Origin of the sequence: Synechococcus sp. MIT S9504 (assembly GCF_047497135.1) — a bacterium.
GTDB lineage: Bacteria > Cyanobacteriota > Cyanobacteriia > PCC-6307 > Cyanobiaceae > Synechococcus_C.
In genome coordinates this window covers 2,090,102-2,116,494 of the sequence record NZ_CP138942.1, presented here as the reverse complement: position 1 = coordinate 2,116,494, position 26,393 = coordinate 2,090,102, and the positions used below count along the sequence as shown (strand labels likewise).

26 protein-coding genes, 3 tRNA genes and 3 rRNA genes are annotated in these 26,393 nt (G+C 56.8%); 16 read left to right on the top strand and 16 right to left on the bottom strand.

Translation table 11 applies throughout. The features are described from left to right. Window positions 1-51: 51 nt before the first annotated feature. From nrdR to psbB, 3 genes are all read right to left on the bottom strand, one after another. The gene (gene nrdR, locus SIB58_RS11765; RefSeq protein WP_066904216.1) at window positions 52-528 is read right to left on the bottom strand and encodes a transcriptional regulator NrdR; all 477 of its coding nucleotides are present in this window, start codon (window positions 526-528) and stop codon (window positions 52-54) included. Between the two features lie 117 nt (window positions 529-645). Beyond that, entirely contained in the window at window positions 646-741 is a 96-nt protein-coding gene (locus tag SIB58_RS11760) for a photosystem II reaction center protein T (protein WP_006042122.1), read from the bottom strand. A gap of 21 nt (window positions 742-762) precedes the next feature. Beyond that, window positions 763-2,322 (bottom strand): photosystem II chlorophyll-binding protein CP47, encoded by a 1,560-nt coding sequence (gene psbB / locus SIB58_RS11755; RefSeq protein WP_066904213.1) that lies wholly within the window; start codon window positions 2,320-2,322, stop codon window positions 763-765. A 68-nt stretch (window positions 2,323-2,390) separates the two neighbouring features. Here psbB and SIB58_RS11750 point away from each other — a divergent pair, with 68 nt between their 5' ends. Further along, window positions 2,391-3,080 carry a 2Fe-2S iron-sulfur cluster-binding protein gene (locus tag SIB58_RS11750; RefSeq protein WP_369813398.1) on the top strand — a complete coding sequence of 230 codons (690 nt, stop codon included), beginning with the start codon at window positions 2,391-2,393 and terminating at the stop codon, window positions 3,078-3,080. A gap of 58 nt (window positions 3,081-3,138) precedes the next feature. Next, complete coding sequence (gene psbM, locus SIB58_RS11745) at window positions 3,139-3,243, top strand: photosystem II reaction center protein PsbM (protein WP_006042119.1); 105 nt, start codon at window positions 3,139-3,141, stop codon at window positions 3,241-3,243. A 31-nt stretch (window positions 3,244-3,274) separates the two neighbouring features. On the opposite strand, the gene SIB58_RS11740 is transcribed toward psbM, so the two are convergent. Further along, window positions 3,275-4,123, bottom strand: a complete 849-nt coding sequence (locus SIB58_RS11740; protein ID WP_066904210.1) for a universal stress protein — start codon at window positions 4,121-4,123, stop codon at window positions 3,275-3,277. 54 nt (window positions 4,124-4,177) lie between these two features. Between SIB58_RS11740 and SIB58_RS11735 the strand changes: the two genes are divergently transcribed. From SIB58_RS11735 to SIB58_RS11715, 5 genes are all read left to right on the top strand, one after another. Next, on the top strand, window positions 4,178-4,627 hold the full coding sequence (locus SIB58_RS11735) for an acyl-CoA thioesterase (RefSeq protein WP_066904965.1): 450 nt from the start codon (window positions 4,178-4,180) through the stop codon (window positions 4,625-4,627). 87 nt (window positions 4,628-4,714) lie between these two features. Beyond that, complete coding sequence (locus tag SIB58_RS11730) at window positions 4,715-5,770, top strand: DNA-processing protein DprA (RefSeq protein ID WP_066904207.1); 1,056 nt, start codon at window positions 4,715-4,717, stop codon at window positions 5,768-5,770. A 9-nt stretch (window positions 5,771-5,779) separates the two neighbouring features. After that, complete coding sequence (gene prmC / locus SIB58_RS11725) at window positions 5,780-6,673, top strand: peptide chain release factor N(5)-glutamine methyltransferase (RefSeq protein ID WP_066904204.1); 894 nt, start codon at window positions 5,780-5,782, stop codon at window positions 6,671-6,673. A 51-nt stretch (window positions 6,674-6,724) separates the two neighbouring features. Beyond that, window positions 6,725-7,318 carry an L-threonylcarbamoyladenylate synthase gene (locus SIB58_RS11720; protein ID WP_231856935.1) on the top strand — a complete coding sequence of 198 codons (594 nt, stop codon included), beginning with the start codon at window positions 6,725-6,727 and terminating at the stop codon, window positions 7,316-7,318. Continuing rightward, entirely contained in the window at window positions 7,306-7,479 is a 174-nt protein-coding gene (locus SIB58_RS11715) for a hypothetical protein (RefSeq protein WP_197461118.1), read from the top strand. The genes SIB58_RS11720 and SIB58_RS11715 overlap by 13 nt, the downstream gene beginning before the upstream one ends. Window positions 7,480-7,502: 23 nt before the next feature. On the opposite strand, the gene SIB58_RS11710 is transcribed toward SIB58_RS11715, so the two are convergent. From SIB58_RS11710 to ctpZ, 7 genes are all read right to left on the bottom strand, one after another. Continuing rightward, window positions 7,503-7,574: transfer RNA gene (locus SIB58_RS11710), tRNA-Thr, on the bottom strand. Beyond that, window positions 7,565-7,807: a response regulator transcription factor gene (locus tag SIB58_RS11705; RefSeq protein ID WP_066904198.1), complete on the bottom strand. Its 243-nt coding sequence runs from the start codon at window positions 7,805-7,807 to the stop codon at window positions 7,565-7,567. Before SIB58_RS11705 ends, SIB58_RS11710 begins: the two co-directional genes overlap by 10 nt. A gap of 48 nt (window positions 7,808-7,855) precedes the next feature. After that, window positions 7,856-8,134 carry a cell division topological specificity factor MinE gene (gene minE / locus SIB58_RS11700; RefSeq protein ID WP_066904195.1) on the bottom strand — a complete coding sequence of 93 codons (279 nt, stop codon included), beginning with the start codon at window positions 8,132-8,134 and terminating at the stop codon, window positions 7,856-7,858. A 5-nt stretch (window positions 8,135-8,139) separates the two neighbouring features. Beyond that, entirely contained in the window at window positions 8,140-8,955 is an 816-nt protein-coding gene (gene minD / locus SIB58_RS11695) for a septum site-determining protein MinD (protein WP_066904192.1), read from the bottom strand. Between the two features lie 68 nt (window positions 8,956-9,023). Further along, window positions 9,024-9,698 (bottom strand): septum site-determining protein MinC, encoded by a 675-nt coding sequence (minC, locus tag SIB58_RS11690; RefSeq protein WP_067326141.1) that lies wholly within the window; start codon window positions 9,696-9,698, stop codon window positions 9,024-9,026. A 26-nt stretch (window positions 9,699-9,724) separates the two neighbouring features. Continuing rightward, on the bottom strand, window positions 9,725-10,972 hold the full coding sequence (locus SIB58_RS11685; RefSeq protein ID WP_066904186.1) for an HD domain-containing protein: 1,248 nt from the start codon (window positions 10,970-10,972) through the stop codon (window positions 9,725-9,727). Beyond that, window positions 10,973-12,277 carry a carboxyl-terminal processing protease CtpZ gene (gene ctpZ, locus SIB58_RS11680; protein ID WP_197461119.1) on the bottom strand — a complete coding sequence of 435 codons (1,305 nt, stop codon included), beginning with the start codon at window positions 12,275-12,277 and terminating at the stop codon, window positions 10,973-10,975. A 66-nt stretch (window positions 12,278-12,343) separates the two neighbouring features. Here ctpZ and petB point away from each other — a divergent pair, with 66 nt between their 5' ends. Then, window positions 12,344-13,000, top strand: a complete 657-nt coding sequence (gene petB, locus SIB58_RS11675) for a cytochrome b6 (protein ID WP_067326144.1) — start codon at window positions 12,344-12,346, stop codon at window positions 12,998-13,000. Between the two features lie 75 nt (window positions 13,001-13,075). Further along, the gene (gene petD, locus SIB58_RS11670) at window positions 13,076-13,558 is read left to right on the top strand and encodes a cytochrome b6-f complex subunit IV (RefSeq protein ID WP_066904183.1); all 483 of its coding nucleotides are present in this window, start codon (window positions 13,076-13,078) and stop codon (window positions 13,556-13,558) included. Between the two features lie 48 nt (window positions 13,559-13,606). Here petD and SIB58_RS11665 read toward each other — a convergent pair whose 3' ends face one another. Then, on the bottom strand, window positions 13,607-15,115 hold the full coding sequence (locus SIB58_RS11665; RefSeq protein ID WP_066904178.1) for a glycoside hydrolase 100 family protein: 1,509 nt from the start codon (window positions 15,113-15,115) through the stop codon (window positions 13,607-13,609). Between the two features lie 664 nt (window positions 15,116-15,779). On the opposite strand from SIB58_RS11665, the gene SIB58_RS11660 reads away from it, so the two are divergent. The 5 genes from SIB58_RS11660 to rrf all read left to right on the top strand — a co-directional run bounded on the left by SIB58_RS11660 (window position 15,780) and on the right by rrf (window position 21,096). Next, window positions 15,780-17,264: ribosomal RNA gene (locus SIB58_RS11660) — 16S ribosomal RNA — on the top strand. A 183-nt stretch (window positions 17,265-17,447) separates the two neighbouring features. Continuing rightward, window positions 17,448-17,521 (top strand) — tRNA-Ile (locus tag SIB58_RS11655). Window positions 17,522-17,530: 9 nt separating this feature from the next. Then, window positions 17,531-17,603 (top strand) — tRNA-Ala (locus tag SIB58_RS11650). Between the two features lie 394 nt (window positions 17,604-17,997). Continuing rightward, a 23S ribosomal RNA gene (locus SIB58_RS11645) occupies window positions 17,998-20,863 on the top strand. 116 nt (window positions 20,864-20,979) lie between these two features. After that, window positions 20,980-21,096, top strand: a 5S ribosomal RNA gene (gene rrf / locus SIB58_RS11640). The 16S, 23S and 5S rRNA genes sit together here with 2 tRNA genes alongside, the layout of an rRNA operon. Before the next feature lie 98 nt (window positions 21,097-21,194). Here rrf and mtnC read toward each other — a convergent pair. Genes mtnC through SIB58_RS11620 form a run of 4 tightly spaced genes read right to left on the bottom strand, consistent with a single transcriptional unit; the run spans window position 21,195 to window position 23,679 of the window. After that, window positions 21,195-21,953 (bottom strand): acireductone synthase, encoded by a 759-nt coding sequence (gene mtnC, locus SIB58_RS11635; RefSeq protein ID WP_066912021.1) that lies wholly within the window; start codon window positions 21,951-21,953, stop codon window positions 21,195-21,197. After that, window positions 21,950-22,585, bottom strand: coding sequence for a methylthioribulose 1-phosphate dehydratase (gene mtnB, locus SIB58_RS11630; protein WP_066912019.1), 636 nt, complete (start codon window positions 22,583-22,585; stop codon window positions 21,950-21,952). Before mtnB ends, mtnC begins: the two co-directional genes overlap by 4 nt. Window positions 22,586-22,612: 27 nt before the next feature. Next, entirely contained in the window at window positions 22,613-23,464 is an 852-nt protein-coding gene (locus SIB58_RS11625; RefSeq protein WP_067327520.1) for a DNA-formamidopyrimidine glycosylase, read from the bottom strand. A gap of 5 nt (window positions 23,465-23,469) precedes the next feature. Beyond that, a complete protein-coding gene (locus SIB58_RS11620; protein WP_066912053.1) occupies window positions 23,470-23,679 on the bottom strand; it encodes a photosystem I reaction center subunit IV in 210 nt (69 codons plus the stop codon). Between the two features lie 156 nt (window positions 23,680-23,835). Here SIB58_RS11620 and SIB58_RS11615 point away from each other — a divergent pair, with 156 nt between their 5' ends. Together SIB58_RS11615 and SIB58_RS11610 are read left to right on the top strand one after the other, a co-directional pair. Next, window positions 23,836-24,858: a hypothetical protein gene (locus SIB58_RS11615; protein ID WP_066912042.1), complete on the top strand. Its 1,023-nt coding sequence runs from the start codon at window positions 23,836-23,838 to the stop codon at window positions 24,856-24,858. A 42-nt stretch (window positions 24,859-24,900) separates the two neighbouring features. Continuing rightward, the gene (locus tag SIB58_RS11610; RefSeq protein ID WP_082823459.1) at window positions 24,901-26,388 is read left to right on the top strand and encodes a RecQ family ATP-dependent DNA helicase; all 1,488 of its coding nucleotides are present in this window, start codon (window positions 24,901-24,903) and stop codon (window positions 26,386-26,388) included. The last annotated feature ends 5 nt before the right edge of the window (window positions 26,389-26,393 follow it).

Here is a 26,393-nt window from a genome sequence, read left to right as displayed (position 1 = left end):
CCCGCCGACCTGAATCAGGCAATTGCCGAGTCTACAGATCGACGATCAAGCTCAGATCGCGGCTGTGAGCTCCGCCTTGGTTGCATTGATTCCTTCCAAGGTCGCCACAAAATCACTCACCCCGCTGAACTGGCGATAAACAGATGCAAAACGGATGTAGGCGACTTCGCTGAGAAGTTTCAACTTTTCGAGCACCAGTTCTCCGATGTCGCTGCTGGAGACTTCACGACCGCTGCGCTGTTGAAGGCTGAGTTCCAGTTCCTCAACCATCGTTTCAAGGCGTTCCGGAGGAATCCCAGTTTTCTCACAGGCTCTGCTCAGCCCATGAAGCAGTTTGCTTCGACTGAAAGTTTCACGATTGCCGTTTCGCTTGATCACTGTGATTGGAACTGTTTCAACCCGTTCATAGGTTGTGAAACGAAACTCGCAATTGAGGCACTCCCGACGACGACGCACACTTCTGCCTCCATCGGCGGCTCTTGATTCGAGCACCCGGCTATCGGTGTTCTGGCAGGAGGGGCACTGCACGCCCTTGTAATTACGTAGATGTATGAATTGTAAGGCTCACGTCCACCCATGACATCTATGGGGCGAATTCACGTTTTAGACATAAAAAAAGCCCCGCTATCAGCGGGGCTGAGATGATCACTTGCCGATCTTCGGAGGATCGCGGAATGCGATGGCGAAGAAGAGTGTTGCAATCGCGAGAGTGAGGATGAGGATGTAAGCGAAGCTTTCCATCGGTTATCTCCTAAGGGCTGATCAGCTGAGGGGTGTTCCTGCAGGGGGCACGTAGCCCTCCGGCAGTCGACGAGTGGAGCGGTCTCCAAGTTTTTGGAAGAGACCGAATTCAACCTGCTCGCCGAGGTCGGGATCAATTCCCGCGAACACATCGCGATACAACGTACGGGCTCCATGCCAGATGTGGCCGAAGAAGAACAGCAGCGCGAACGTGGCATGTCCAAAGGTGAACCAGCCGCGAGGCGAGCTGCGGAAGACACCGTCGGAACTGTAGGTCTCGCGATCGAATTCGAACGCTTCTCCCAGCTGCGACTTACGGGCTAAACGCTTCACGTCAGCTGGATCTGTGAAGGTTTGACCGTCGAGTGCACCACCGAAGACCGTTGCAGTAACCCCTTGCTGTTCGAAGGAGTACTTCGCTTCAGCGCGACGGAACGGAATGTCAGCCCGAACGATGCCGTCAGAATCCTCGAGAATCACAGGGAAGTTCTCGAAGAAGTTGGGCAGGCGACGGACCTGGAGGTCGCGTCCGTCCTTGTCTGTGAAGGAAATATGGCCAAGCCAACCTGTTGGAAGGCCATCACCGTTCACCATGGGACCGACGCGGAAGAGGCCACCCTTTGCAGGACTGTTTCCGACGTAGTCATAGAAGGCGAGTTTTTCAGGGATCGAGGCATAAGCCTCAGACTCTGATTGACCTTGATCCATCGCAGTTTGGACGCGACGATTGATTTCGGTCTTGAAGTAACTCTGGTCCCACTGATAACGCGTAGGGCCAAACAACTCAATCGGAGTTGCAGCAGCTCCGTACCACATGGTTCCTGCCACCACAAAGGCTGCGAAGAACACAGCTGCGATTGCGCTGGCCAGAACAGTTTCAATGTTTCCCATCCTTAAAGCCTTGTAGAGGCGTTCAGGCGGACGGGTCGTGATGTGGAAAATTCCGGCAATGATTCCGACGATTCCTGCCGCGATGTGGTGGGCAACGATCCCGCCTGGGTTGAAGGGATTGAAACCTTCTGGGCCCCAGGACGGTTGCACGGGCTCGAGGTGGCCTGTGATGCCGTAGGGATCAGAAATCCACATTCCAGGACCGAAGACACCGGTGAGGTGGAAAGCTCCGAATCCGAAGCAGCCGAGACCTGCCAGGAGCAGGTGAATGCCGAAAATTTTGGGAAGGTCAAGCGCTGGCTCCCCGGTTCGAGGGTCTTGCCAGATTTCAAGATCCCAGAAAGTCCAGTGCCAGATGGCGGCCAGCATCAGCAGGCCGCTGAACACGATGTGAGCAGCAGCGACACCTTCGAAGCTCCAGAAGCCAGGATCCACACCCGTGGCTCCGGTAATGCTCCAGCCTCCCCAGCTGTCCGTCACGCCCAAGCGGGCCATGAAGGGCATCACAAACATGCCCTGACGCCACATCGGGTTCAGGACTGGGTCGGAGGGGTCGAAGATGGCGAGTTCATAAAGAGCCATCGAGCCGGCCCAGCCGGCGACGAGGGCAGTGTGCATGAGGTGCACGGCCAGAAGGCGGCCTGGGTCGTTAATGACGACGGTGTGCACCCGATACCAGGGCAATCCCATGGGTCAGGTTCGGGGGGAACGGAGCTGCCAATGCAGCCAGACCCGGCGATCGTAGGGCGTTCACTTCGATGTACGCGTCAGGCTGTCGTGAGCTGCAACGTGAATTGACGGTCGCGGAGGTGATCGAAGTTCTCGATTCAGCCGGTTTCCTGGGTTCGCTTGGCTTTGAGGCGTTCTCTCTGTGGGGGGTTACAAAACGCAACCTGAGGCTCGTAATGTCGATGCCTCGGCGTGTCGCAGCGCCCTTCTCTGAGCGAGGTTCAATGCCTGTCATCCGTTTTGTGCGTGAGGGTCGGGATGTGGAGTGCTTCCCGGGTGAAAACCTGCGCGCTGTGGCCGTGCGGGAGGGAATTCAGCTTTACGGGCTGAAAGGTCAGCTCGGTAACTGTGGGGGCTGCGGTCAGTGCAGTACCTGCTTCGTAAAGATTGAAGGTGAGACGTCCACAGCCTCGATGAGCCCAAGAACCGCGGTGGAGGAGGTAAAGCTCAGGCGCAGGCCAGAAGGATGGCGTCTGGCTTGCCAGTCTCTGGTTGAGCAGTCGGTGGTGGTGGTGACAAAACCACAGGCTTCCATGCCTGAACAGGACAAGCGGGTGGCTGCCGCCCTGGCGGCAGCTCTTCCTCCTGGTCCAGTGGAGTGGCCTGTTGCGCCTGCTGTTGATGAGGAGACGGCTGATCAGTCAGTCACTGACGAATCCATGCGGCCGCTGAAAGTCTCAGGTCAGGCTTCGCCTGCAACGCCCGGTGAAGAGCGCTGATCGGTTCGAGTCAAAGCTTTCCGGACGGTGATACGTTCCAGCAGGTTCTTTCACGTTCATGGAAACCAACGATCTCGGCTTCGTGGCCAGCCTGCTGTTTGTTCTGGTGCCGACCGTCTTCCTGATCATCCTGTTCATTCAGACCAACAGCCGTGAGGGGTGACTCCACTCACGGCTGTTCCGATCGTGACCTTTCACCTCTGTTCCGGTTCTCTCACAAGAAGCACCGGTGCAGGGGCGTGAACTCGGATGTAGTCGCTGACTGAACCACCAAGCAGTTTGTCGAGGTCAACCAGTCCTCTCGCCACCAGAGGGCGACGGTCCTGAGAGGCCAGCACGACCAGGTCAGCATTGATCTGTTCTGCCGCCAAGCACACCCCTTTGCCGATGTCGGCGTCGGTGACGTGCAAGGGCTTGAGTTCAACCCCGAGCTTGCGAGCTCTCTGGACAGCGCGGTCGAGATAGGTATCGCTCTTGATGGCTGCTCCTCGTGATGGGGTGGGGTCTTGTCGCGCCACGTGGACGCCGGTTAGCTGCCCTCCTGGAATCTCGAGGACCATTTCGCAAGCGAGCTTGAGGGCGTCATCGCCGACTCCCGTGCCATCGATGGTGACCAGAACCCGGTTGATATGACGAATGTAAAGGTCGTCGCGGACCAGCAACATGGGTCGCGTCGACAGTTGGAAGACGTACTGACTGGCACTGTTGGACAAGATTGACCGGAGCCTGCCAAGTCCTCGTGATCCCATCACGATGAGATCCACGTTCAGTTCATCCGCCACATTGAGAACGGTCTGCTTGGTGTCCCCCTGACGGATGATCGAATTGACGTCCTGCGGGTTAAGTCCCAGCTTTTCCACAGACTCAGCCAGAAGGCTGCCTGCGCTTTCCCAGTGCTGTTGCGTTGCCGCCATGGTCTGTTCCGGGACCACATGCAGGAGATTGATCCTGGCGGCCTTGAAGGCCGGCAGGTCGCGCAGCATGTTGATCATTTCACCGACGTGGCCTTTGCCTGAATCGGCGATCAGAAGGTTCTTGAACACGGCGAAGTTTCAGCCTATGCAGCAGCCTATGGCTGATTGGAGTTCCCAGTTCGCATGCTGAATGAGAGCGTTACCAGGCTCCCCTGGCGCCTGGACAAGCGAGTGCTCCCACAGCACACAGACCATGGCGGTGTGATGTGGCATGGCGCCTATGTGGGTTGGCTTGAGGAGGCCCGGGTGGAGGCGCTGTCTGCAACCGGATACCCCTACGAAAAGATGGCTTCAGGTGGGCTGGAAATGCCCGTTGTTCAGCTGCAGATTCGTTATCGGGAGGCGCTGATGCTTGGCGATGAGGTGGAGCTGATGAGCGTCTCCTGCGCTCCCCGGGGTGTTCGCTGGCCTTGGTCAACTCGATTCATCAAAGCTGGCGTTTGCGTGGCTGAAGCTTCAGTGGAGCTTGCTTTGGTGAGCGTGCGTCCAGTCCGAAAGGTTCTGCGGCACCCGCCTGAAGCAGTGGCAGCGGCATTCAGGGCCTTGGCTGAGGGGCCAAAGTGCAGGGGTTGATAGTATTTTTGTACTAGCTTGAATGGCGTGTTGGAGCGCTCCTGGAGGTGGTTGTGGTTGCAGTGCCCTGGGATAGGCGCAGCTCGGATGCGCCAGCTCTGTTCGGCAGCCGCTGATGCGCCACGGGGTTTTCAGGATCTCTGGAGCTGGTCTCTCCCCGCATTGCAGGAGGAGTTCGGATGGCCGGCTTCGGTGCTGGCATCGCTCGAGCGTTATCGATCCAGTCTCGGCCTCAAGCCTTGCATCAAGGTTCCCATCAATGTTCTGTTGCCCTGTGATCCTGAGTGGCCGGTTGGCTTTGAGAGGCTGGAGCGCCCGCCTCTGTCAATTCAGTGGCGTGGCAGTCGAAGTCTTTTGTCGTTGCTCTCGATGCAGCAGGCGGTTGCCGTGGTGGGCACGAGAAGGCCTTCCAGCCACGGCCTTCGGATGGCGGTCAATCTGGGTCGAGCCCTTGCCCAGGCTCAATGGCCTGTGGTCAGCGGTCTTGCTGAGGGCGTTGATGCAACTGCTCATCGAGCCTGTCTTCAGGCTGGAGGCAGTCCCGTGGCTGTTCTGGGAACTCCGCTGCATCGCGTTTATCCGCCTGAACATCGCAGTTTGCAGCAGGAGGTCGCAGAGGCTGGGCTGCTGATCACTGAGCTTCGCGATTCCGAGAGGGTCCTGCGATCCAGTTTTGCTCTGCGCAACCGCTTGCTCGTCGCTGTGACAAGGGCTGTGGTGGTGGTGGAATGTCCTGAGAACAGTGGAGCGCTGCGTTCGGCTGCGATCGCGCGTTGCTTAGGCATCCCCGTCTGGGTTGTTCCAGGTGATGCGCTGCGTGAATCGTCTCAAGGCAGCAATGCGCTGCTGCAGTCGGGGGCACTGCCGCTGATCAATGTCCAGGCTTTGCTTGATCAGCTTGGGCCAGGTCCTTGTATTTCCTGTGTTGGGAAGAGTGATGCTCTCGCTTTGAAGTCAGAGAAGCTTCTGACTATCAATTCTGTGCAGACTCGTTTGTTGAAGCTGGTGGATGACGATTCCAGCTTCGATGTGATGGTGCAAGCATTGCAAACCACGCCTGAGCGTGTTGCTGCGGAGCTGCTGAAACTTGAGCTGGATGGTTTGGTTGTGGCGCAGCCAGGCCTGCGTTGGCGCTCGCTTTAGGTTGACTTCATGGATTCCGCCTCGTGTTCAGGACAGGAGTTGCTGACCTGGCGACGCCAGCAATTACTTCGTGGAGGGCGGGCTGTTGATCTCGACTGGCTTTTGGCGATGGAGGCCAATCTCAGCTGGGCGGAACTTCAGCGGTTGCGGATTCTGCCCGAGTCGATCGCTCCTCTGACCAGCACCCTCCAGGACCTGGAGAAGCTCTGGGCAGTGCATCTTCAGGACCACGTTCCGCTGCAGCATCTTGTCGGACGTTGTCCATGGCGCGATCTCGATCTTCGAATCAGCCCAGCAGCACTGATCCCCCGCCAGGAGACGGAGCTCCTGATTGATTTCGCGCTTGATTGCCTGCAGGATCCATCGGCGACAGGTTGGGCCTCTGCGGGACGCTGGGCTGATCTGGGTACAGGCAGCGGAGCTCTTGCCGTTGCTCTCGCTCGGGCCCTGCCGGGATGGGATGGACATGCTGTGGATCTCAGCGCTGCTGCTCTCGAGTTGGCGCGGATCAACCTCAACGCCTTGACGACATCTCTCAGATGGCAGCTGCATCAAGGTTCTTGGTGGGATCCACTGGAATGCTGGTGGGGACAGTTCGACCTTGTGGTCGCCAATCCGCCTTACATCCCCACTCAGGTTGTGGACGAGCTCGATCCACTCGTTCGCGACCATGAACCAAGGCAGGCTCTGTGTGGTGGTGAAGATGGTCTGGATTGCTGCAGAGCGATTTTGGGACTGGCCCCTCAGGCACTCTCACCAGGCGGATGGTTGTTGCTCGAGCATCATCACGATCAGAGTGATCAGGTGCTTGGCCTGATGAGCTCTGCAGGACTTGTGTCGTCCAGAGCCCGCTCCGATCTCAGCGGCGTCAGGCGTTTTGCCATCGCGAGGCGTCACCTTTGACTTTCATCCTGTTCTTTGCTCTCGCTCATGACCCTTGACAAGCCCTCATTGATGTCAGCCATCGAGTTGGTCCCGCATCTCAGGGGTGGTGGAGCAGCTCTGCTACCCACGGATACCTTGCCAGCGCTTGCCGCCGTACCTGACCATGCGGCACAGATCTGGACTCTCAAGCAGCGTCCGCAGCAGAAACCTCTGATCCTGATGGCAGCTCAGGCTGATCAGTTACTGGCGCTCACCAGTGAAGACGCCAGGATTGATGCGCAACCGCTCGCCCGTCGCTTCTGGCCAGGCGCACTGACTCTGGTGCTTCCGGTGCAGGGGCGTCTGACTCAGAGCCTCAATCCAGGTCAAGGAACCCTGGGAATGCGCATCCCGGATTGTGATCTCACCCGAGCTCTGCTGATGCAGAGCGGTCCACTGGCAACAACAAGTGCCAATCCTTCGGGTGCACCGCCAAGTCAGAACGCAGCGGAAGCCGCCGCGGCTTTTCCGGATCTGCCGCTGCTGGCTCCGCTGCCCTGGCCCCAGACCTCTGGGCTGGCGAGCACTGTGATTGGCTGGAAATCTCGAGGATGCTGGCAACTGCTGCGCCAGGGCGCTGTGATGGTTGATGTGATTGAGAGATCTCCTCCATGCTCTGGCTGATTGCACTTGTGCTGTTACTCCAGGCCCTCTTTCACTGGACGCTGGAACCGGCAATCCGATGGCTCACGCCCTTGTTCGAACTGAGGATGCTGCCCTTGCTACTCGGCTTGCTGGGGATCTGGTTTCTTGCAGGGCGGACTGACTCCGATAGAACGCCCTGAGCAATGGGTTTTCAGTCCCGTGAAGCCGGCTGACGGATTTGAACCGACGACCTTCGCTTTACAAAAGCGCTGCTCTACCACTGAGCTAAGCCGGCAATGACGGAACTCTACCGGCGCACACCCGCTTGTCCTCTTTGACCTGCTGCAACCACCAAAGGCTGAGCTGCAGTCTTGAACGACAGCCTGTCTTGCCCAGGGAACTGCTGATATGGCTTTCAACGGTGCGCACACTCAGAACAAGCGTTTCAGCAATGGCACGGTTGCTGTTGCCCTGCAACAGAAGATTGAGCACGCCAATCTCTGCTGGTGTGAGCTGAAAGTTCGTCATGGATCGGGAGAAGTGCTGATGTGGGGATTCCCCTCAATCGCCGACGCGTCACTCTTGTGAGCTGGTCGCCATTGAACGCCGGATCGGCAGATTGGCCACCAGTGCTGTAACTCGATCTTCGGTCTCCAGGCTCACATCGCCTTCCTCGAGGTCAATGTCCACATATTTGGCCACGACTTCAAAGATTTCACGTCGCATCTGATCCAGAGTTTCAGGACTCAGGTCGCTGCGGTCGTGGGCCAAAACCAGTTGCAGGCGTTCACGTGCGGTGGTTGCACTGGCGGGCTGACGGCGCAGGATTTTGTCGATCAAGTCTTGCAAGGTCATGGCGTTCAGAAAATCTTGGTTTGCATCAGTTGGCGCACCCTGGCGCGAATGCCGCGTCGTCCGTCCTTTGCAGGGTCCATGAGCGGGACGTCTTCTCCCTGCAGACGACGGGCGATATGCCCGTAAGCCTTGGCAGCAGGAGAAGCACTTCCATTGAGTGTCAGGGGTTCGCCTCGGTTGGTGCTGACAATCACCTGCTCGTCTTCAAGAACCAGGCCAAGAAGCGGTAGAGCAAGGATGTCGGTGACGTCGTCGACCGCCAGCATCTCCTGATTGGCCATCATTTTTGGTCTGACCCTGTTCAGCACGAGCTGAACGGGTGAAACCCCATGGGTGTTGAGTAATCCGATCACACGATCGGCATCTCTGACAGCCGATACTTCCGGAGTCGTGATCACGATCGCTTCCTTTGCGGCTGCCACGGCATTCTTGAAGCCGTCCTCGATGCCTGCTGGGCAGTCAATCAGGACGTAGTCGAAACTTTCAGACAGCATCCCAGCAATGGTCTGCATGTCTTCAGGTTTCAGCCACTCGAGCATCCGCGGGTTCCCCGCAGGCAGCAGTGCCAGGTTCGGCTCTTGCTTGTGCTTGACCAGTGCCTGGTCAAGGCGGCAGCTCTCTGCCAGCACTTCCTGTGCTGTATATACGATTCGATTCTCGAGTCCAAGCAGCAGATCGAGATTTCTGAGTCCGAAGTCCGCGTCGAGAACCACGGTGCGAGCTCCTTGTCCGGCCAGAGCGATGCCGAGATTGGCAGTGAGGGTGGTCTTGCCGACGCCACCCTTTCCCGAGCAGATCAGGATCGTTCGCGAATTGGTCACGGGGTCCCGTTTTGATCGCGCCACCTTAATGGCATTAATTCGTCCCGTCCGCCTGAAATCGATCAGATTTACTGAGGCGTGAAGGGCGCACTGGCTGGCTCGATGGAGATGGCGCCATCCAGAATGCAAGCCTGCTCGGCGAGCCCAGGCTGCGGTCGTTCCTCTGGACCTCGCGCCACAAGCTCCGCAATCCGCAGCTGCAGTGGCCTTAGCTGCAATGCCACGATCTTGGCGGTGCTGTTGCCCTTGCTGCCTGCGTGGGCCCTGCCTCGCAGGCGTCCCCAGACATAGACATCTCCCTCGGCCGATGCCGATCCGCCCGGATTCACATCACCCACGATCAGCAGGTGCCCCTGGGTTTCGATGTGATCACCGGATCTCAAGGTTCCCCGATGAACCGTGAGATCAACATTGGTTTTGGCCTCGTTCGGCTGATCGTCCCTGGCTTCAAGGGTGGGGATCACAGTGCTGGCCTCTCGAACAGGCAAACCCAGTGCAGCTGCGCTGATCAACGTGGTGCGGCAGCGCGTGATCAACAGCTGAACGTTGTGGCCAGCCTGATGCAAAGCATGCAGCAACTCCTCCAAATCGCGACAGCTCAGGCTCCAGTCACCGGTGTCAAGGTCGATGTCACCCGAAGGAAGGGATGGCAGCTGCGCCGGAAGCCATTTCTGCCAGGACACGGATCGGAAAGCCGGGAGGCTGAGGCAGTAAGGGATCTGCGGTGTTGGTTCAACGGTCATGGCCGGAGAGTAGGCAGATCGCCCACTTAGCGAATGCTGGCCATGGCCCCATTCAGTTCGCTTGAGATGTCTCCCGGGTGAATCAACCAGGCCGACGCTGCTGGAATCGCAAGACTGTTCACCAATGGCGAGCACTGTTCTAGCGCCTGCAGGCTCTGACCGTCCCAAAGGCGCAATCCACCTCGGTATGGGTGATAGCCCCGGGTCTGGTGGTGTCGAAGTCCACAACACATTTCAGGATCGAGGCCTGCAGCCGCCGCATAGGTCTGCGCTTTAGCCAGCAGCTCCAATTGCGTTGATGCATCCATCTGGCTGACATCGAGAGCTTTGAACAATCGGCGGTTCAGAAATCGATCGCAGAGTTCGGCAAGCGGCTCCGGTGCTTCCTCTCTCCATCTCTGAAAGTGATAACCGGTGCGCAGGTCGTCATTGGCGAGGTAACTCTGGAGGTCGAGCTCCTGGGTCTGCCACAGCCATGCCTGCATGGTTCGGTCTGCCCAGATGCGACTGGGGCTAAGCAGCCGTGCCTGACGGATCAACTGATCCAGCAACCAATTGCAAACCACATTGAGGCGATGGTTGTAGACGCTGCGGTACATCAGGCTCCTGACCACCAGGTAGTGCTCCACCGCCATCAGGCCCTTCGGATGAATGGCCAATTCACCATCGGGTGCAAGGGTGATCGCACCGAGGATGCGATCAAGATCAAGCTGGCCGTATCGGGCGCCTGTGCTGTAGCTGTCGCGTAGGAGGTAATCCAGGCGATCGCAGTCAAGTTGACTGCTCACCAGGGCCTTGATGACACCACGCTCCGCACGTCCATGTTCGAGAAGATCAGCCACTGAGGCAGCGGTGCCTGCTGAAAACTGTTCGAGGGGGGCCTGGATGTCTGGGTGTTCCCGGATCACACGTGCTGACCACTGTTCGTGGTGCGTGCCAAACATCTCCTCGCCTGAATGGCTGAGCGGAGCATGGCCAAGGTCATGGAGCAGAGCGGCGGCGTAAAGCACGCCCTTTTGCTTGTTCAGAGAGGGATCGAGCTCAATCAGGCGGCCCATCGCTCGGCGCGCGATGGCAAAAACTCCCAGCGAGTGGGTGAAACGACTGGACTCGGCGCCGTGGAACGTGAGGAAGGCTGGGCCGAGCTGCCGGATGCGCCTTAGTCGTTGAAAAGGCGCCGAATCCACGAGCTGAAGCACCATGGCTTCGGCTGGTTGATCGGCGTCGAGGCTGATGCCGTGATGAAGAGGGTCGTGATAGGTGCGGGAGCCCATTCAGCTCATCGGCTCCGCTTCAATCTCGTCCGTGATCGGCATTGGATCTGCACTGGCCTGACTGGCTTCCTGATCAATCATCGACTGGAGCACCAGTTCGGCGTCCGTGAGCCAGCGATCACCTTCTCCGCCTGGATTCAGGGGTTCCGGTCCGTCCAGGATCCTGTCCGGCGTGATGCCTTCGCCCTGAATGTCCCGACCGCTGGGGGTGACATAGCCCGCCACAGTCACCGCAAGTCCACTGCCATCACTGAGGTTGGTCAGAGTTTGAATCAGGCCTTTACCGAAGGTGTTGCTACCGAGTAACAGCGATCGTTCATCGTCCTGAAGGGCGCCCGCAAGAATTTCGCTGGCGCTGGCCGTACCTCCATTGACGAGCGTCACCATCGGTCCCGAATAAAGCACTTCAGGCCCTGCCTGGATTGGATCGGCGATGCCGCTGCGATTTCGGGTCTCCACAATCGGTTGCTGATTGAGGAATGCATCAGCAACCGCGAGCCCGGCACTGACCAGTCCTCCTGAGTTATTGCGGAGATCCAGCACCAGCCCCTCCACGCTCTTGTCCGATAACTCGTCGATGGCGGCGCGGACCTGTTCGGGGACGCCCTCACTGAACTGTGTGATGCGGATGTAACCGAGTGTGTGGGTGTCACTGCGCAGCCGCCGTGTCCGCACCGGTCGCAGATCGATGTTGCGCCGTTCCAGGGTGATCTCCTGCTGCTGCACCTCTTGCGGCGGCAGCACCGTGAGCACCACCTGGCTTCCCACAGCTCCGCGGAGACGAGCTGCAGTTGTTTCAAGGCCGAGTGTTTCAACGGATTCGCCATTCACTGCCAAAACTTCAGTTCCACTGACAATGCCGGCGTCAGCTGCAGGAGATCCTTCCAGAGGAGCAATCACCACGGTTGCGGTGCTGTCTTGGCGATGGCCCAGTTGCAGGCCAACACCGCTGAGGTTCCCCTCGTTGCTGGCCTTCATCACCTCGTAGTCCGCAGGTCTCAGCAGGCGGGTATAGGGATCATTCAGCGGCAGCAGCATCGCTTCGATGGCGCTGTAAGCCTCTTCGCTGCTTTCAATCGTGTTTTCAAGTGCCTTCTGGCGAAGGCGCTTCCAGCGGATCCGATCGAACTGTTCAGGGTCCAGATATCCCTGATTCACCAATCGCCAGCTTTCCACCACCAGTTGCTGCGCATCGTTAAGCGCCAGGGCGTGCGGGCTGGCAAGCAGGACGATGAGGATGGCACTCGCCAATCCAAAAGCCAGCCGTCGCAGACGATCTGACCATCCGTTAACAGTCGGCAACATTGGCTTCATCCCGGCCCGCAACTGGAACGACATCGGTAGACTCTCGCAATCCAAGCCCACCTCTGCATGGCGAACTCCTCACCTGTCTACGACTGGTTCCAGGAACGTCTTGAAATTCAGGACATTGATGATGACATCAGCAGCAAGTACGTGCCTCCACACGTCAACATTTTTTACTGCCTCGGTGGAATCACACTTGTGTGCTTCCTGATTCAGTTCGCGACAGGCTTCGCGATGACCTTCTACTACAAGCCGACGGTCGCTGAGGCCTACACCTCCGTTCAGTATCTGATGACGGATGTCAGTTTCGGCTGGTTGATCCGCTCGGTCCATCGCTGGAGTGCCTCGATGATGGTGTTGATGCTGATCCTCCATGTGTTCCGTGTCTATCTGACAGGCGGTTTCAAGCGTCCCCGTGAACTCACCTGGGTCACCGGCGTGACCATGGCTGTGATCACTGTTTCCTTTGGCGTCACCGGCTATTCCCTCCCTTGGGATCAGGTTGGCTACTGGGCTGTGAAGATCGTCTCGGGTGTTCCTGCTGCCATCCCTGTGGTCGGAGACTTCATGGTTGAACTGCTTCGTGGCGGTGAAAGTGTTGGTCAGTCCACGCTGACTCGCTTTTACAGCCTTCACACCTTTGTGATGCCATGGCTTCTGGCGGTGTTCATGCTCATGCACTTCCTGATGATCCGGAAGCAAGGCATTTCCGGTCCCTTGTGATCCGTTTCAGTCTCTGAGCGCTCGGTCGTTCAGCCCCCCTGGTCTGATTAAGGTTCAAACAACACATTCTGATCCATGCACATCCTCAAGAAGCCGGATCTGACTGATCCCAAAATGCGCGCCAAGCTCGCCAAGGGCATGGGCCACAACTATTACGGCGAACCAGCCTGGCCCAACGACCTTCTCTACATATTCCCGGTCGTGATTCTTGGCACCATTGCCTGCATTGTGGGTCTCGCGGTCTTGGATCCAGCCATGCTTGGCGATAAGGCAGATCCCTTCGCAACACCTCTGGAAATTCTTCCTGAGTGGTATCTCTATCCGGTCTTTCAGATTCTGAGGGTTGTTCCTAACAAACTTCTGGGAATTGCTCTTCAGACTCTTGTCCCTCTGGGTCTGATGCTTGTTCCTTTCATCGAGAGTTTCAACAAGTTCCAAAACCCTTTCCGTCGTCCGGTTGCGATGGCTGTTTTCCTGTTCGGCACTGCCACCACCATTTACTTAGGTATCGGTGCAGCAATGCCTATCGACAAGTCACTGACCCTCGGCCTCTTCTGAATCCCTGACTGAAGGATGACCTCTGCCCAGCCTCATGGCTGGGCTTTTTTATTGGTGATCCCAGTCGTGATCACTGCCCTCAGGATCATCATCCGCAGGGTCAGGAACAGCCCCTTCATCGAGGTCCAGAAGCAGCACGTCATCAGGATTGACGCGCAGGAAGTGGTGGAGCAGCAGAAAGCCAACAATGGTCCAGGTCTGGTAGGTCCTGGACTGTTGACCCACCCAGGTGCCTGTTGGTCCATCGAAGTATTCAGCCCACTGTTGCCGCGGCAATTGGTTGAGATGACTCCAGTAGCACTCCTCCAGCAGTGCTTTCATCTGCCCCATCAGCAGAACATCAGCATGGGGATGGCGACGCTCGTGCAGAAGGATGGAGCCACCGAAGAACCACAACAAGCTCGGCCAGTGGCCACCGTTGTGATAGCTCCAGGGCCAGTTTTTCGGATCCGACCCCGTCTTGTTCTGCCACTCAAGGCTTTCCATCGGAGGATGACAGATGCGCATCGGCATCTCAGCCATCAGGTTGTCGCGGTTATGCAGCGTCAAGCGGAACAGTGCCCGTTGTTGTGGTGCAGTCAGCAGTCCGAACAGGCAGCCGAGTGAATTTCCGAGGCTGTAAAAGCGGAAGTCAGGACGTCCTGTGCGCATATTGCCGATCAGGTAGCCCCCACGGTTTTCAAGCCAGTCCTGCAGCCAGTCAGGAATGACCTGGGGCTGAACATTGAATTCGTTCTGGTGCTGGTTGTCTCCGTACTGTTCGGTGGGTCTGCGACGCAGCACCTGCATGGTTTTGCTGGTGACCCAGTAGTGCTTGAGAAGAAACTGGCGAAGGTCATGAACCCACTGCCGGGTCAGGACCAGCCGTTGGTCCAGCAGCCTGCTGTTGTGGTGCTTTCGTCCCAGCTCCATGAGCTGAGTGCAGCAACGCAGAGATCCGTACAGCAATACCTCCACTTCCAGTGGTGCTCCCCAGACGTCCATCGGACGGTCAATCATGAACGCGCAGTCCGGTACGAACAGCACCGGAGTTCCTTCAAAGGTGGGATGCAACACCAGGTCCAGCAGCAGCTGGACACCGCGCTGCACACCCTGACTCGAGGCGAATTCCTCGTCCCCACTGGATTTCACGTACATCCAGCACAGAACGGGCCACCAGAGACTTGCGTCGACTGATGTGATCCGCCCGATGGAGCGTTGGCCATAGTCCGCAATGAGATGGCCTTCCTCTTCCACGAAGCTGGTGGGAAAGACTCCTCGTGTTTGGTAGGTGGTGCTCTGCAGGTCAAGGCAGATGGTCAGGAACTGACGGACGATGTCGAATCGTTTCTGCGTCAGCAGGTAGACCATCACGGGAACGTTGTCCCTCAGAAAGATCTCGCCGTAGTTGAGCGCTTCGTCATGACGGGGGTGTTCCAGGGCGGCGACGCTGCCAGCCAGCTGTCCACGCAGGGGAATCAGCGTTCGCTCGAAGTGCTCGCGGGCCTTCTGGACCACCTGGTCTTCCTTCGAGCTCGGTCGGACACGCTGGTTCTGCTGGCTGAAGCGTCCTGCCATGTTCCGTTGCGTGTAGCCAAAACGTAGTGCTGGCTTTCGATTACGGCAGTGGAAGCAAGTCTTGAGATGCAACCAGTTGCGGATGGGGTTGGTTGTGAGCTATGTTTTTGGACTGCGCGTCAGGCGGAAGCCTGCAGCGCAGCCTTTGAGCATGAAGAGCGCGAGCTTGTAATGTTTGGGGGTGCTTACGAGGCCAGGAGGGAGAGATCCCACGGTGTTGTAAGTTTCACAAGCGGTCGCGAGACCGCACGGCCAACCGTTCCTGAGAGGGGACGCGACGGCAGAACCTGGACAATCGAAAAGTTTAGGAACTGACGCTTTCATCGCGTCGAGTTTCGATTGCTGAGCCGCGAGGTTGAGTAATTGAGCTTGATGAAAATGCGATGTAAGTGTGAGGTCCCGTCAACAATTATTCGTTGCAAAGAAGCAACGTGCTTACAAGGTTGAAAGTTTTCACGAGCTTTTGAGTTTGTCGGTGTGCACGTTGTGGAGCAACAACCGGATCTGAGATCCTGGAAAGTCACGAGGGAGAGATTCTAAGTGCACTCTTAAGAACCCTTCTGTCAGAGGAAGGAGGTTTTAACTGCAATCAGTGCGCCAGTGCTGATGAGTGGGTAAAGCAAATCAAGTTGAAGAGGTGAAAGCCTTTAAGAGGACTTGATCTACAACGGAGAGTTTGATCCTGGCTCAGGATGAACGCTGGCGGCGTGCTTAACACATGCAAGTCGAACGAACCTTCGGGTTAGTGGCGGACGGGTGAGTAACGCGTGGGAATCTGCCCTCAGGAGGGGGATAACGGTTGGAAACGACCGCTAATACCCCATATGCCGAGAGGTGAAATGAATTTCGCCTGAGGATGAGCCCGCGTCTGATTAGCTAGTTGGTGAGGTAAGAGCTCACCAAGGCATCGATCAGTAGCTGGTCTGAGAGGATGATCAGCCACACTGGGACTGAGACACGGCCCAGACTCCTACGGGAGGCAGCAGTGGGGAATTTTCCGCAATGGGCGAAAGCCTGACGGAGCAACGCCGCGTGAGGGATGAAGGCCTCTGGGCTGTAAACCTCTTTTCTCAAGGAAGAAGATCTGACGGTACTTGAGGAATAAGCCACGGCTAATTCCGTGCCAGCAGCCGCGGTAATACGGGAGTGGCAAGCGTTATCCGGAATTATTGGGCGTAAAGCGTCCGCAGGCGGCCTTTCAAGTCTGCTGTTAAAGCGTGGAGCTTAACTCCATCATGGCAGTGGAAACTGTTGGGCTTGAGTGTGGTAGGGGCAGAGGGAATTCCCGGTGTAGCGGTGAAATGCGTAGATATCGGGAAGAACACCAGTGGCGAAGGCGCTCTGCTGGGCCATAACTGACGCTCATGGACGAAAGCCAGGGGAGCGAAAGGGATTAGATACCCCTGTAGTCCTGGCCGTAAACGATGAACACTAGGTGTCGGGGGAATCGACCCCCTCGGTGTCGTAGCCAACGCGTTAAGTGTTCCGCCTGGGGAGTACGCACGCAAGTGTGAAACTCAAAGGAATTGACGGGGGCCCGCACAAGCGGTGGAGTATGTGGTTTAATTCGATGCAACGCGAAGAACCTTACCAGGGTTTGACATCCTGCGAATCTCTTGGAAACGAGAGAGTGCCCTCGGGAACGCAGTGACAGGTGGTGCATGGCTGTCGTCAGCTCGTGTCGTGAGATGTTGGGTTAAGTCCCGCAACGAGCGCAACCCACGTCTTTAGTTGCCAGCATTTAGTTGGGCACTCTAGAGAGACCGCCGGTGATAAACCGGAGGAAGGTGTGGATGACGTCAAGTCATCATGCCCCTTACATCCTGGGCTACACACGTACTACAATGCTACGGACAAAGAGCAGCAAGTTCGCGAGGACAAGCAAATCTCATAAACCGTGGCTCAGTTCAGATCGTAGGCTGCAACTCGCCTACGTGAAGGAGGAATCGCTAGTAATCGCAGGTCAGCATACTGCGGTGAATACGTTCCCGGGCCTTGTACACACCGCCCGTCACACCATGGAAGTTGGCCACGCCCGAAGCCGTTACTCCAACCCTTGTGGAGGAGGACGTCGAAGGTGGGGCTGATGACTGGGGTGAAGTCGTAACAAGGTAGCCGTACCGGAAGGTGCGGCTGGATCACCTCCTAACAGGGAGACAAACAACGATTTTGATGTCTGAGTACTTAATTCTTAGGCCGAAATCCTGTCACCTTAGGTCGATCGGTACCTCAATTTTGAAGTCAAGAATGCATAGCAATGTGAATTGCTTGATGGAGATTTTCAGTTCCTAAACTTTGTCTAGGTCACATCCCACAAGGGTTGAGTCTTCCTGGGCCATTAGCTCAGGTGGTTAGAGCGCACCCCTGATAAGGGTGAGGTCCCTGGTTCAAGTCCAGGATGGCCCATTCGGTGTTGGGGGTTTAGCTCAGTTGGTAGAGCGCCTGCTTTGCAAGCAGGATGTCAGGAGTTCGAGTCTCCTAACCTCCACTGATCGAACTCAATCTCCATCTTCTGAATGATGGAAGATGAACTCGAATGTGATGTGATTTAGATGTGTCCGCTGGCATGATCCCAGCTTCCTGTCATTCCGAAATAACGTGAACCATCACGATTGTTTTGGTTGATAAGATGCTGGGCTCGAACTGATTGATCAGTTTGATGTCTAGCAGAACCTTGACAACTGCATAGGAAAAAGTCTGTAAGAATAAAGCATCTCTCATGGATGCATCATTCTTTTATAGAATGATGTCAATTCTTGAGCAAGAGCCGAAACTCCATAACGTTCTTTTAATTGTGTCGAGCAATTGAGAGTTTGATGATTAATTCAAATTTGAATTAGTCAGAATCTGTTTCAACGACAGCAAGCGTTTTGGAGATGAATGGTCAAGCTACAAAGAGCTCACGGCGGATACCTTGGCACACAGAGGCGATGAAGGACGTGGTTACCTGCGATAAGTCTCGGGGAGCTGGAAACACGCTTTGATCCGGGAATTTCCGAATGGGGCAACCCTTAGAACGGCCAGCTGAATCCATAGGCTGGCACGAGCCAACCCAGCGAACTGAAACATCTTAGTAGCTGGAGGAAAGGAAAGTAAAAACGACTCCCTGAGTAGCGGCGAGCGAACGGGGAAGAGCCTAAACCGATGGTTTCGACTATCGGGGTTGTGGGACAGCAATGTGGAAAAGGGATGTTAGTGGAAGTGTTTGAAAGACACGCCAAAGAAGGTGAAAGCCCCGTACACGAAAACTGAACTGACCTAGCTGTATCCCGAGTAGCACGGAGCACGTGAAATTCCGTGTGAATCCGCGAGGACCACCTCGTAAGGCTAAGTACTACTGTGTGACCGATAGCGAAACAGTACCGCGAGGGAAAGGTGAAAAGAACCCCGGGAGGGGAGTGAAATAGAACATGAAACCGTGAGCTTACAAGCAATGGGAGCCCGACTTATCGGGTGACCGTGTGCCTGTTGAAGAATGAGCCGGCGACTTATAGGCACTGGCGGGTTAAACCGGAAATGGTGGAGCCACAGCGAAAGCGAGTCTGAATAGGGCGTTTGTCAGTGTTTATAGACCCGAACCCGGGTGATCTAACCATGGCCAGGATGAAGCTTGGGTGATACCAAGTGGAGGTCCCAACCAACTGACGTTGAAAAGTCACTGGATGAGCTGTGGTTAGCGGTGAAATGCCAATCGAACCCGGAGCTAGCTGGTTCTCCCCGAAATACGTTGAGGCGTAGCGTCTCGTGCTCCAGCAGGGGGGTAAAGCCACCATTTCGGTGCGGGCTGCGAGAGCGGTACCAAATCGAGATGAACTCTGAATACCCTGTGTGTAGCGAGGCAGTCAGACTGTGGGGGATAAGCTCCATGGTCGAGAGGGAAACAGCCCAGACCGCCAGCTAAGGTCCCCAAATCAACGCTAAGTGATAAAGGAGGTGGGATTGCCCAGACAACCAGGAGGTTTGCCTAGAAGCAGCCATCCTCAAAGGAGTGCGTAATAGCTCACTGGTCGAGCGATCCTGCGCCGAAAATGAACGGGGCTAAGCGTTGTACCGAAGCTGCGGATTTATGGTAGGGGAGCGTTCTATGTGGGGCGAAGCGTTAGCGTGAGCGGGCGTGGACTGCATAGAAGTGAGAATGTCGGCTTGAGTAGCGAAAACATGGGTGAGAATCCCATGCACCGAAACCCTAAGGGTTCCTCCGGCAGGCTCGTCCGCGGAGGGTTAGTCTGGTCCTAAGGTCAGGCCGAAAGGCGTAGTCGATGGATAACAGGTCAACATTCCTGTACCGGTTATGTTTTGGGAAGAGGGACGGAGAAGGCTAGCCAAGCCAGATGTTGGTTACTGGTTCAAGCGTTCGAGGCTATGAGGAGCGGCGAAAACGTTCCGAGCTGAGGCGTGAGTACGAGCTGCTACGGCAGCGAAGTTGGTGATGTCATGCTTCCAAGAAAAGCTCTATACCCGTTAAGGCATAACTGCCAGTACCCGAAACCGACACAGGTGGGGTGGTAGAGAATACCGAGGTGCGCGAGGTAACTCTCTCTAAGGAACTCGGCAAATTAGCCCCGTAACTTCGGGAGAAGGGGTGCCACCGCAAGGTGGTCGCAGTGAAAAGGCCCTGGCGACTGTTTACCAAAAACACAGGTCTCCGCTAAGTCGCAAGACGATGTATGGGGGCTGACGCCTGCCCAGTGCCGGAAGGTTAAGGAAGCCGGTCAGCGTAAGCGAAGCTGGCGACTGAAGCCCCGGTGAACGGCGGCCGTAACTATAACGGTCCTAAGGTAGCGAAATTCCTTGTCGGGTAAGTTCCGACCCGCACGAAAGGCGTAACGATCAGGGCGCTGTCTCGGAGAGAGGCTCGGCGAAATAGAATTGTCTGTGAAGATGCGGACTACATACACCCGGACAGAAAGACCCTATGAAGCTTTACTGTAGCTTGGTATTGTGCCCGGGCTCTGAATGCGCAGGATAGGTGGGAGACGTTGATCTCGTGCTTGTGGGTACGAGGGAGTCAATGGTGAGATACCACTCTTTCAGAGCTAGGGTTCTAACGTTCACCCGTTATCCGGGGAGCGGACAGTATCAGGTGGGCAGTTTGACTGGGGCGGTCGCCTCCTAAAAGGTAACGGAGGCGCGCAAAGGTTTCCTCAGGCTGGTTGGAAATCAGCCGCTGAGTGCAAAAGCAGAAGGAAGCTTGACTGTGAGACCTACAAGTCGAACAGGGACGAAAGTCGGCTTTAGTGATCCGACGGTTCTGAGTGGAAGGGCCGTCGCTCAACGGATAAAAGTTACTCTAGGGATAACAGGCTGATCTCCCCCAAGAGTTCACATCGACGGGGAGGTTTGGCACCTCGATGTCGGCTCATCGCAACCTGGGGCTGAAGTCGGTCCCAAGGGTTGGGCTGTTCGCCCATTAAAGCGGTACGCGAGCTGGGTTCAGAACGTCGTGAGACAGTTCGGTCCATATCCGGTGTATGCGTAGGAATATTGAGAGGATTTCTCCCTAGTACGAGAGGACCGGGAGGAACGCACCTCTGGTGTACCAGTTATCGTGCCAACGGTAAACGCTGGGTAGCCATGTGCGGAGTGGATAACCGCTGAAAGCATCTAAGTGGGAAGCCCACCTCAAGATGAGTATTCCCATGGGGTAACCCAGTAAGGTCACGGGAAGAACACCCGTTGATAGGCTCTACGTCGAAGTCCAGTAATGGATGCAGCGGAGGAGTACTAATAGACCGAGGGCTTGACCATGATTTGGTTCTTGCCTGAGGCGAAGTTTTATTCGATTCAGATGAATGATCAATGATGAAAGTTGTTGATCATGTCCTATGCAGTTCTCAGGGTTCACCCTTGGGAATGTTTTCTATCCTGGTGTCCATAGCGCTGTGGAACCACTCCGATCCATCTCGAACTCGGTTGTGAAACGCAGCAGCGGCGACGATATTTGGGGGGTAGCCCCCTGAGAAAATAGCTCGATGCCAGGTAAAACATTCCAATCACATCGTGATACGAAGAAAGCCACCCCGGAGAGGGTGGCTTTTTTTGTGCCTTGACGCGCTAGTTTGCTGCTGTCAGGTTTAATTCAGCATTGATGGTCATTCGCTGCATTGATCTTCTCGAGATCGATATCGCAAAGTTGATGTACGACTGCGTGATCGCCAGGGTCTTGATGTGGATTGCCCTCGCGCAAGCAGAAAACAGTGTTCATTCCTGACCGCTGAGCTGCATCACATTCGCCTGGATGATCGCTGATAAACAGCACCTGGTTGGATTGAATGCCCAGTTTCTGGGCAATTACTGTATAGCTCTGCTCAGTCAGCTTGGGGCCTGTGCGTGTGTCAAACCAATGGCAAAAACGATCTGTGATGTCTCCTTCGTTGGTATGGGCGTAAAGGAGTTTCTGAGCCTGAATGCTGCCAGATGAGTACACGGAAAGACTGATTCCATTGCGTTTCCAGGCATCGAGTTGTGGTCGTACATCGCTGAATAAGGGTGATTTCAGTTCGCCTGATAAGTAGCCTTTTTCCCAGATGATTCCTTGCAATTCCTTGAGGGCCGTGGACTTCCTGTCTGATCGAATCAGGTGTTGTAGATACTCCTCCAACTCCGCTGTTGATGGTGGTTTTTGCCTGGTTTGGCGCAGCATTGTTTGGCTGGTTGGATCTGAATCAGCCCGCCATTCGTCGATGGCTTCATGCATTAATGCGTCAATCTCGGTATTGCCGGATCTGTGCATCAAGGCCGCTTTCATGTTCTTTTGGGCGAATGGAAACAGCGTCTGACTGACAAAATTGACAGGACAGGTTGTTCCTTCGATATCCAGAACGATGGCCCTAATCACTTGTAAGTCCTGAGTAGTGATTGTCTCCAGGTGAGTTCCAAGAGGAATTCCAGGATCTCGGTGTGACGACGAGCTTCTTTCAGGTCGTCGCCCCATGCGTAGAGCCCATGGCCTGAGACAAGCAGTCCATGAGGGGCTTCACTCAACCGCAGGGCTGCTGAGTCGCTCAGGGTCTGTAGATCCTGGCTGTTGGCAATGATGGGCACGTTGACGCTGGTGTCATGGGTGGTCACTCCTTTGATGCCTTTCAACATCTCCCAGCCCTCCAGAATCACGCCGCCTCGTTCCAGCTCCGTTCTAGATAGCAGAGTCCCTGACAGGGAATGGGTATGCAGCACGGCCCCTGCTCCGCAACAGTGAATGATGCGCAGATGCAGCAGGGTTTCTGCACTTGCTTTGCCCGCTCCGCGGGTAACGTCTCCGCTGCTGTTCACTTCGATTAATTCTTCTGGTTGAACTGATCCCTTGTCGACTCCGCTGGGCGCCATCAACAGTTTGAGAGGCTGATGCGAAACCACAACGCTGAAGTTGCCCCCGGTGCCGTCGCACCAGCCGCGGCGATGCAGCCCCTCCATCGTGGCTGCGAGTTCTTCAGCAGCCTGAATCAACGGTTCCTTGCCCCCGCTTTTCATCCTTCTCCGTCCTATGGCATCCGAGTTTCAGGATTGGCAGGTGGGGCACCAATGGGTGCTGCGACCCGCAAGCTTGACCCGATCAATGGCAGTGCCGCAGTTCAAACAGGGTTGCCCAGTGCGTCGATAGACTGCTGCCTGCCCTCCGTAATTGCCGTTGACGCCTTCAAGGTCACGGAAATCACTGAAGGTTGTGCCACCAACGCCGATGCTGATCTCGAGGACGTGCACAAGGCTTTCGCAAATTTTTTCAAGTTTTTTGCGGTTGAGCCTGCCTGCGGGTGTTTGGGGTGCAATGCCTGCTGCGAAGAGGCTTTCATCAGCATAGATATTGCCTGCTCCTGCCACCAGTGACTGGTCCAGCAGGGCAGCCTTGATGGAGCGAGTGGACCCTTTCAACTTCTTCTGCAGATAACCGGCGTTGAACTCTTCACTAAAGGGTTCCGGTCCTAGCCGCTTCAATCCTGTGATCACGGAGTCAGTGGCGGTGCCCTGTGGAACCCACCACATCTCACCGAAGCTGCGCACGTCAACGAAACGCAGCTCCTGCTCCCTGGTATTCCAGAAGCGTGCCCGTGTGTGTTGACAAGGCTCTGTGGGTTCTTCGTGCCACTGGAACTGTCCCGTCATGCGCAGATGAACTCCCCAGCAACCACTGGGCTCTCCTGTGTTGGGATGCAGCAGCTGAGCGATCAGATACTTGCCGCGTCGCCGCCAGTCACCAACCGTCTGACCAGCAAGCCCCCTGCAAAAGGCTGTCGAACCGCCAGGGCTTGCCACTGCCCTCTCGCGGAGGATTTCGGCCTCCTGGATGACAAAGGATTGAAGACGGCTCGCCAGTCCCCGACGAACCGTCTCAACTTCCGGAAGTTCCGGCAACAGACTCAGGCCGGCTCGAGTTCGTCGAGCGCGAAGTTGTTGGTGTTGATGCCACCGTCAGAACCCTGCAGGCCGTTGTAGTTGACCTGTTCGAATCGGACCACGACTGGGTAACGGATGCCCGACGTGTCGATTGAGGCGACCTTGCCGACATCGTTGAACCAGAAGGACTCAGGGCGCTTGATCCGCACCATGTCACCGCGGGAGATCGCCATCGCTTCGTAGGAACTAAAAGCACTTTGATCGTATCTCCAGGTCCTTCCCTGCAGTGCCGTTGCGTCACACAATGTCGCCCTGATCAACCGTTTGCCGGCCCTGCGCCATGCCAGCATCCAGCCTCCGGAGTGCTGCCTGCCTTGCTGCCAACGAACATGGAAACTCCAGTTCTGGAGCTGGATCTGCCAGATCCCGAACAGGACGACATCAGCACGATGGAGTTTCTGGCTCGCTTGGAACAGGCCTGGGCTGTCTGTGACAAGTTCGATCTCCAGACTGAGATCTGGCGTGGAAAGATCCTCAAGGCCGTTCGCGATCGTGAAAAGAGAGGGGGGGAAGGACGTGGCGCCGGGTTCCTGCAGTGGCTCAGGGAGCGGGAGATCAGTAAGACCCGGGCCTACGGATTGATCCAGCTGGCGGAGTCGGCGCAGGAAATGCTGGGTGAGGGCGTGCTCGAGGAGACCAGCGTCAATCAGTTCTCCAAACGCGCCTTCATGGAAACCGCGCAGGCGGCACCTGAGGTGCAGCTGATGATCTCCGAGGCTGCCAATGAAGGGCAGGAGATCACCCGCAAGCAGGTCCGACGTCTGACGGACGAGTTCATGGCTGCTACGAGCCCTCTGCTTCCTGAGGAAATAAGGCAACGCACCCAGGAGAATCTGCTGCCGCCGAAGGTGGTTGCGCCGCTGGTGCGTGAGCTGGCCAAGCTGCCGGAGCCACAGCAGGATGATCTGCGCAAGGTGCTGCGCGATGAGCCTGAGCTTGATCGCATCAAGGATGTGACTCACACCGCCCGATGGATTACCAAGGCAACTGAATCCAGTGTCGCCGTCCGTGCCTTCCAGCAAAGTGAGCTGGATCTCGAGAAGGCGATGCAGGAAGCGCAGCGACTGGATGCACTGGGATTGCTGGCTGATGCAGTTGGTCAGGCGCAGTCTCTGGAATCGGCGGTGCTCAAGCTGCATACCTCCTGGCGACGACTGGGTGGTTTGCAGGAACGGCTTTGGGTGGAAAGTGGCAGCAGTACGCCGTATCTCAGGGATGTGCTCTCGGCGCTGCAGAGTCTCAGCGGTGCAACGCTGCGGGTGTCTCTGGGAGAATTGGCGGGCGGGAAGCGGGTGCGTCTCCAGTTGGTTGAGGAATCACCGGATCAGCTGGATCCTCCTCCAATCCCCTAGATCTGGGGCTCGGTAGGCTACGCACACCATCTGTGGAGTGCTTTGGACCTGCTGTTGGATGCGCTCAAGCGCTATTACGGCTGGTCCGATTTCCGGCCAGGGCAGCGTCCCGTTGTGGAGTGCCTCTTGCAGGGGCAGGACTGCTTGGCAGTGCTGCCGACCGGTGGAGGCAAGTCTCTTTGTTACCAGTTGCCTGCCCTGGTGAGATCAGGGCTTGTGGTGGTGATTTCACCATTGGTCGCGCTCATGGAGGATCAGGTTCTCCAGTTGAGACGTCGAGGCATCGCAGCGGCCTGTCTTCACGGTGGAATCGAGCCAGTTCAGAGACGACAGACGCTCGAGCAACTCAACGAAGGCTCTTTGCGGCTGTTGTACCTCGCGCCGGAGCGTCTTCAGGGTGAAGCCACCCGTGCCGTTCTGCAGGAGCATGCCGCCAAAGGACAGCTGGTGGCGCTCGCTGTGGATGAAGCCCACTGCATCAGCGCCTGGGGGCATGACTTCCGTCCTGATTACCGCCGGCTGGGAGAGTTGCGGGCACTCTGTCCAGGGGTCCCATTGGTGGCCCTCAGTGCCACGGCTGCCCCCAGGGTCAGGGCAGATCTTCTCCGTCTTCTGCATCTCCGGCGGCCGCTGATTCAGGTGGGATCGGCTCGGCGTCACAACCTGCATTACGCCATGCGCCGGCGGGTTGGAGATCCTCTGCAGGATGTCATGGATGCTTTGGAGAAGGCCCGCGGCGCCTGTCTGATTTACGCCCGCACCCGTGTTTCGGTGGAGCGCTGGACTGAGCGTCTCTGTGCCAATGGGATTCAGGCCATCGCTTATCACGCCGGTCTTGAGCCTGAGGTTCGGCATCGGGCTCTCGAACATTTCCTGGGAGCGCAGGATCCCGTGCTGGTGGCCACTGTGGCTTTCGGTATGGGGGTGGACCGGCCTGATGTCGGCTTGGTTCTGCACCTGGATCTTCCGAGCACCCCGGAGGGCTATCTGCAGGAGTCAGGTCGTGCCGGGCGTGATGGCAAGCCGGCTCACTGTCTGGTGTTGTTCTCGCCGAGAGATCGAACCAGCCTTGGATGGGCGATGCAGAGTGCACTGCGCCGTTCGTCCGCCAGCAATGCTGTTGAAGAATCGCGTCGGATTGAACTGGCGCAGCAGCAGTTGCGCCGTATGGAGGCCGTTGCAGAGGGCGAAACCTGCCGAGAACAGGCTCTGCTGCTGTCCGTCGGTGAACTGGTTCCTCCCTGTGGCCGCTGTGATCGCTGTCTCTCCGGTGCCTCAAGGCAGGACTGGTCTGACCAGGCCACGGCCGTCTTGGAGTTGCTGGCCGAGGTTCACGGCACGGACGCCCGCAGGCTGAGTGAAAGGCTTAACGCTGAAGAAGGTCGTTCGGTGCACTGGGGATGGCTCACGCGGCGGCTGGTTCAGGAGGAGTTGATCCATGAAACCGATGACGGCAGCCAGCGCCTGTATTTGAAGGAAAGCGGCCGGCGCTTTCTGCGTCAGCCCTGGCCCTTGCACTACGCCGCTTAGCCCGT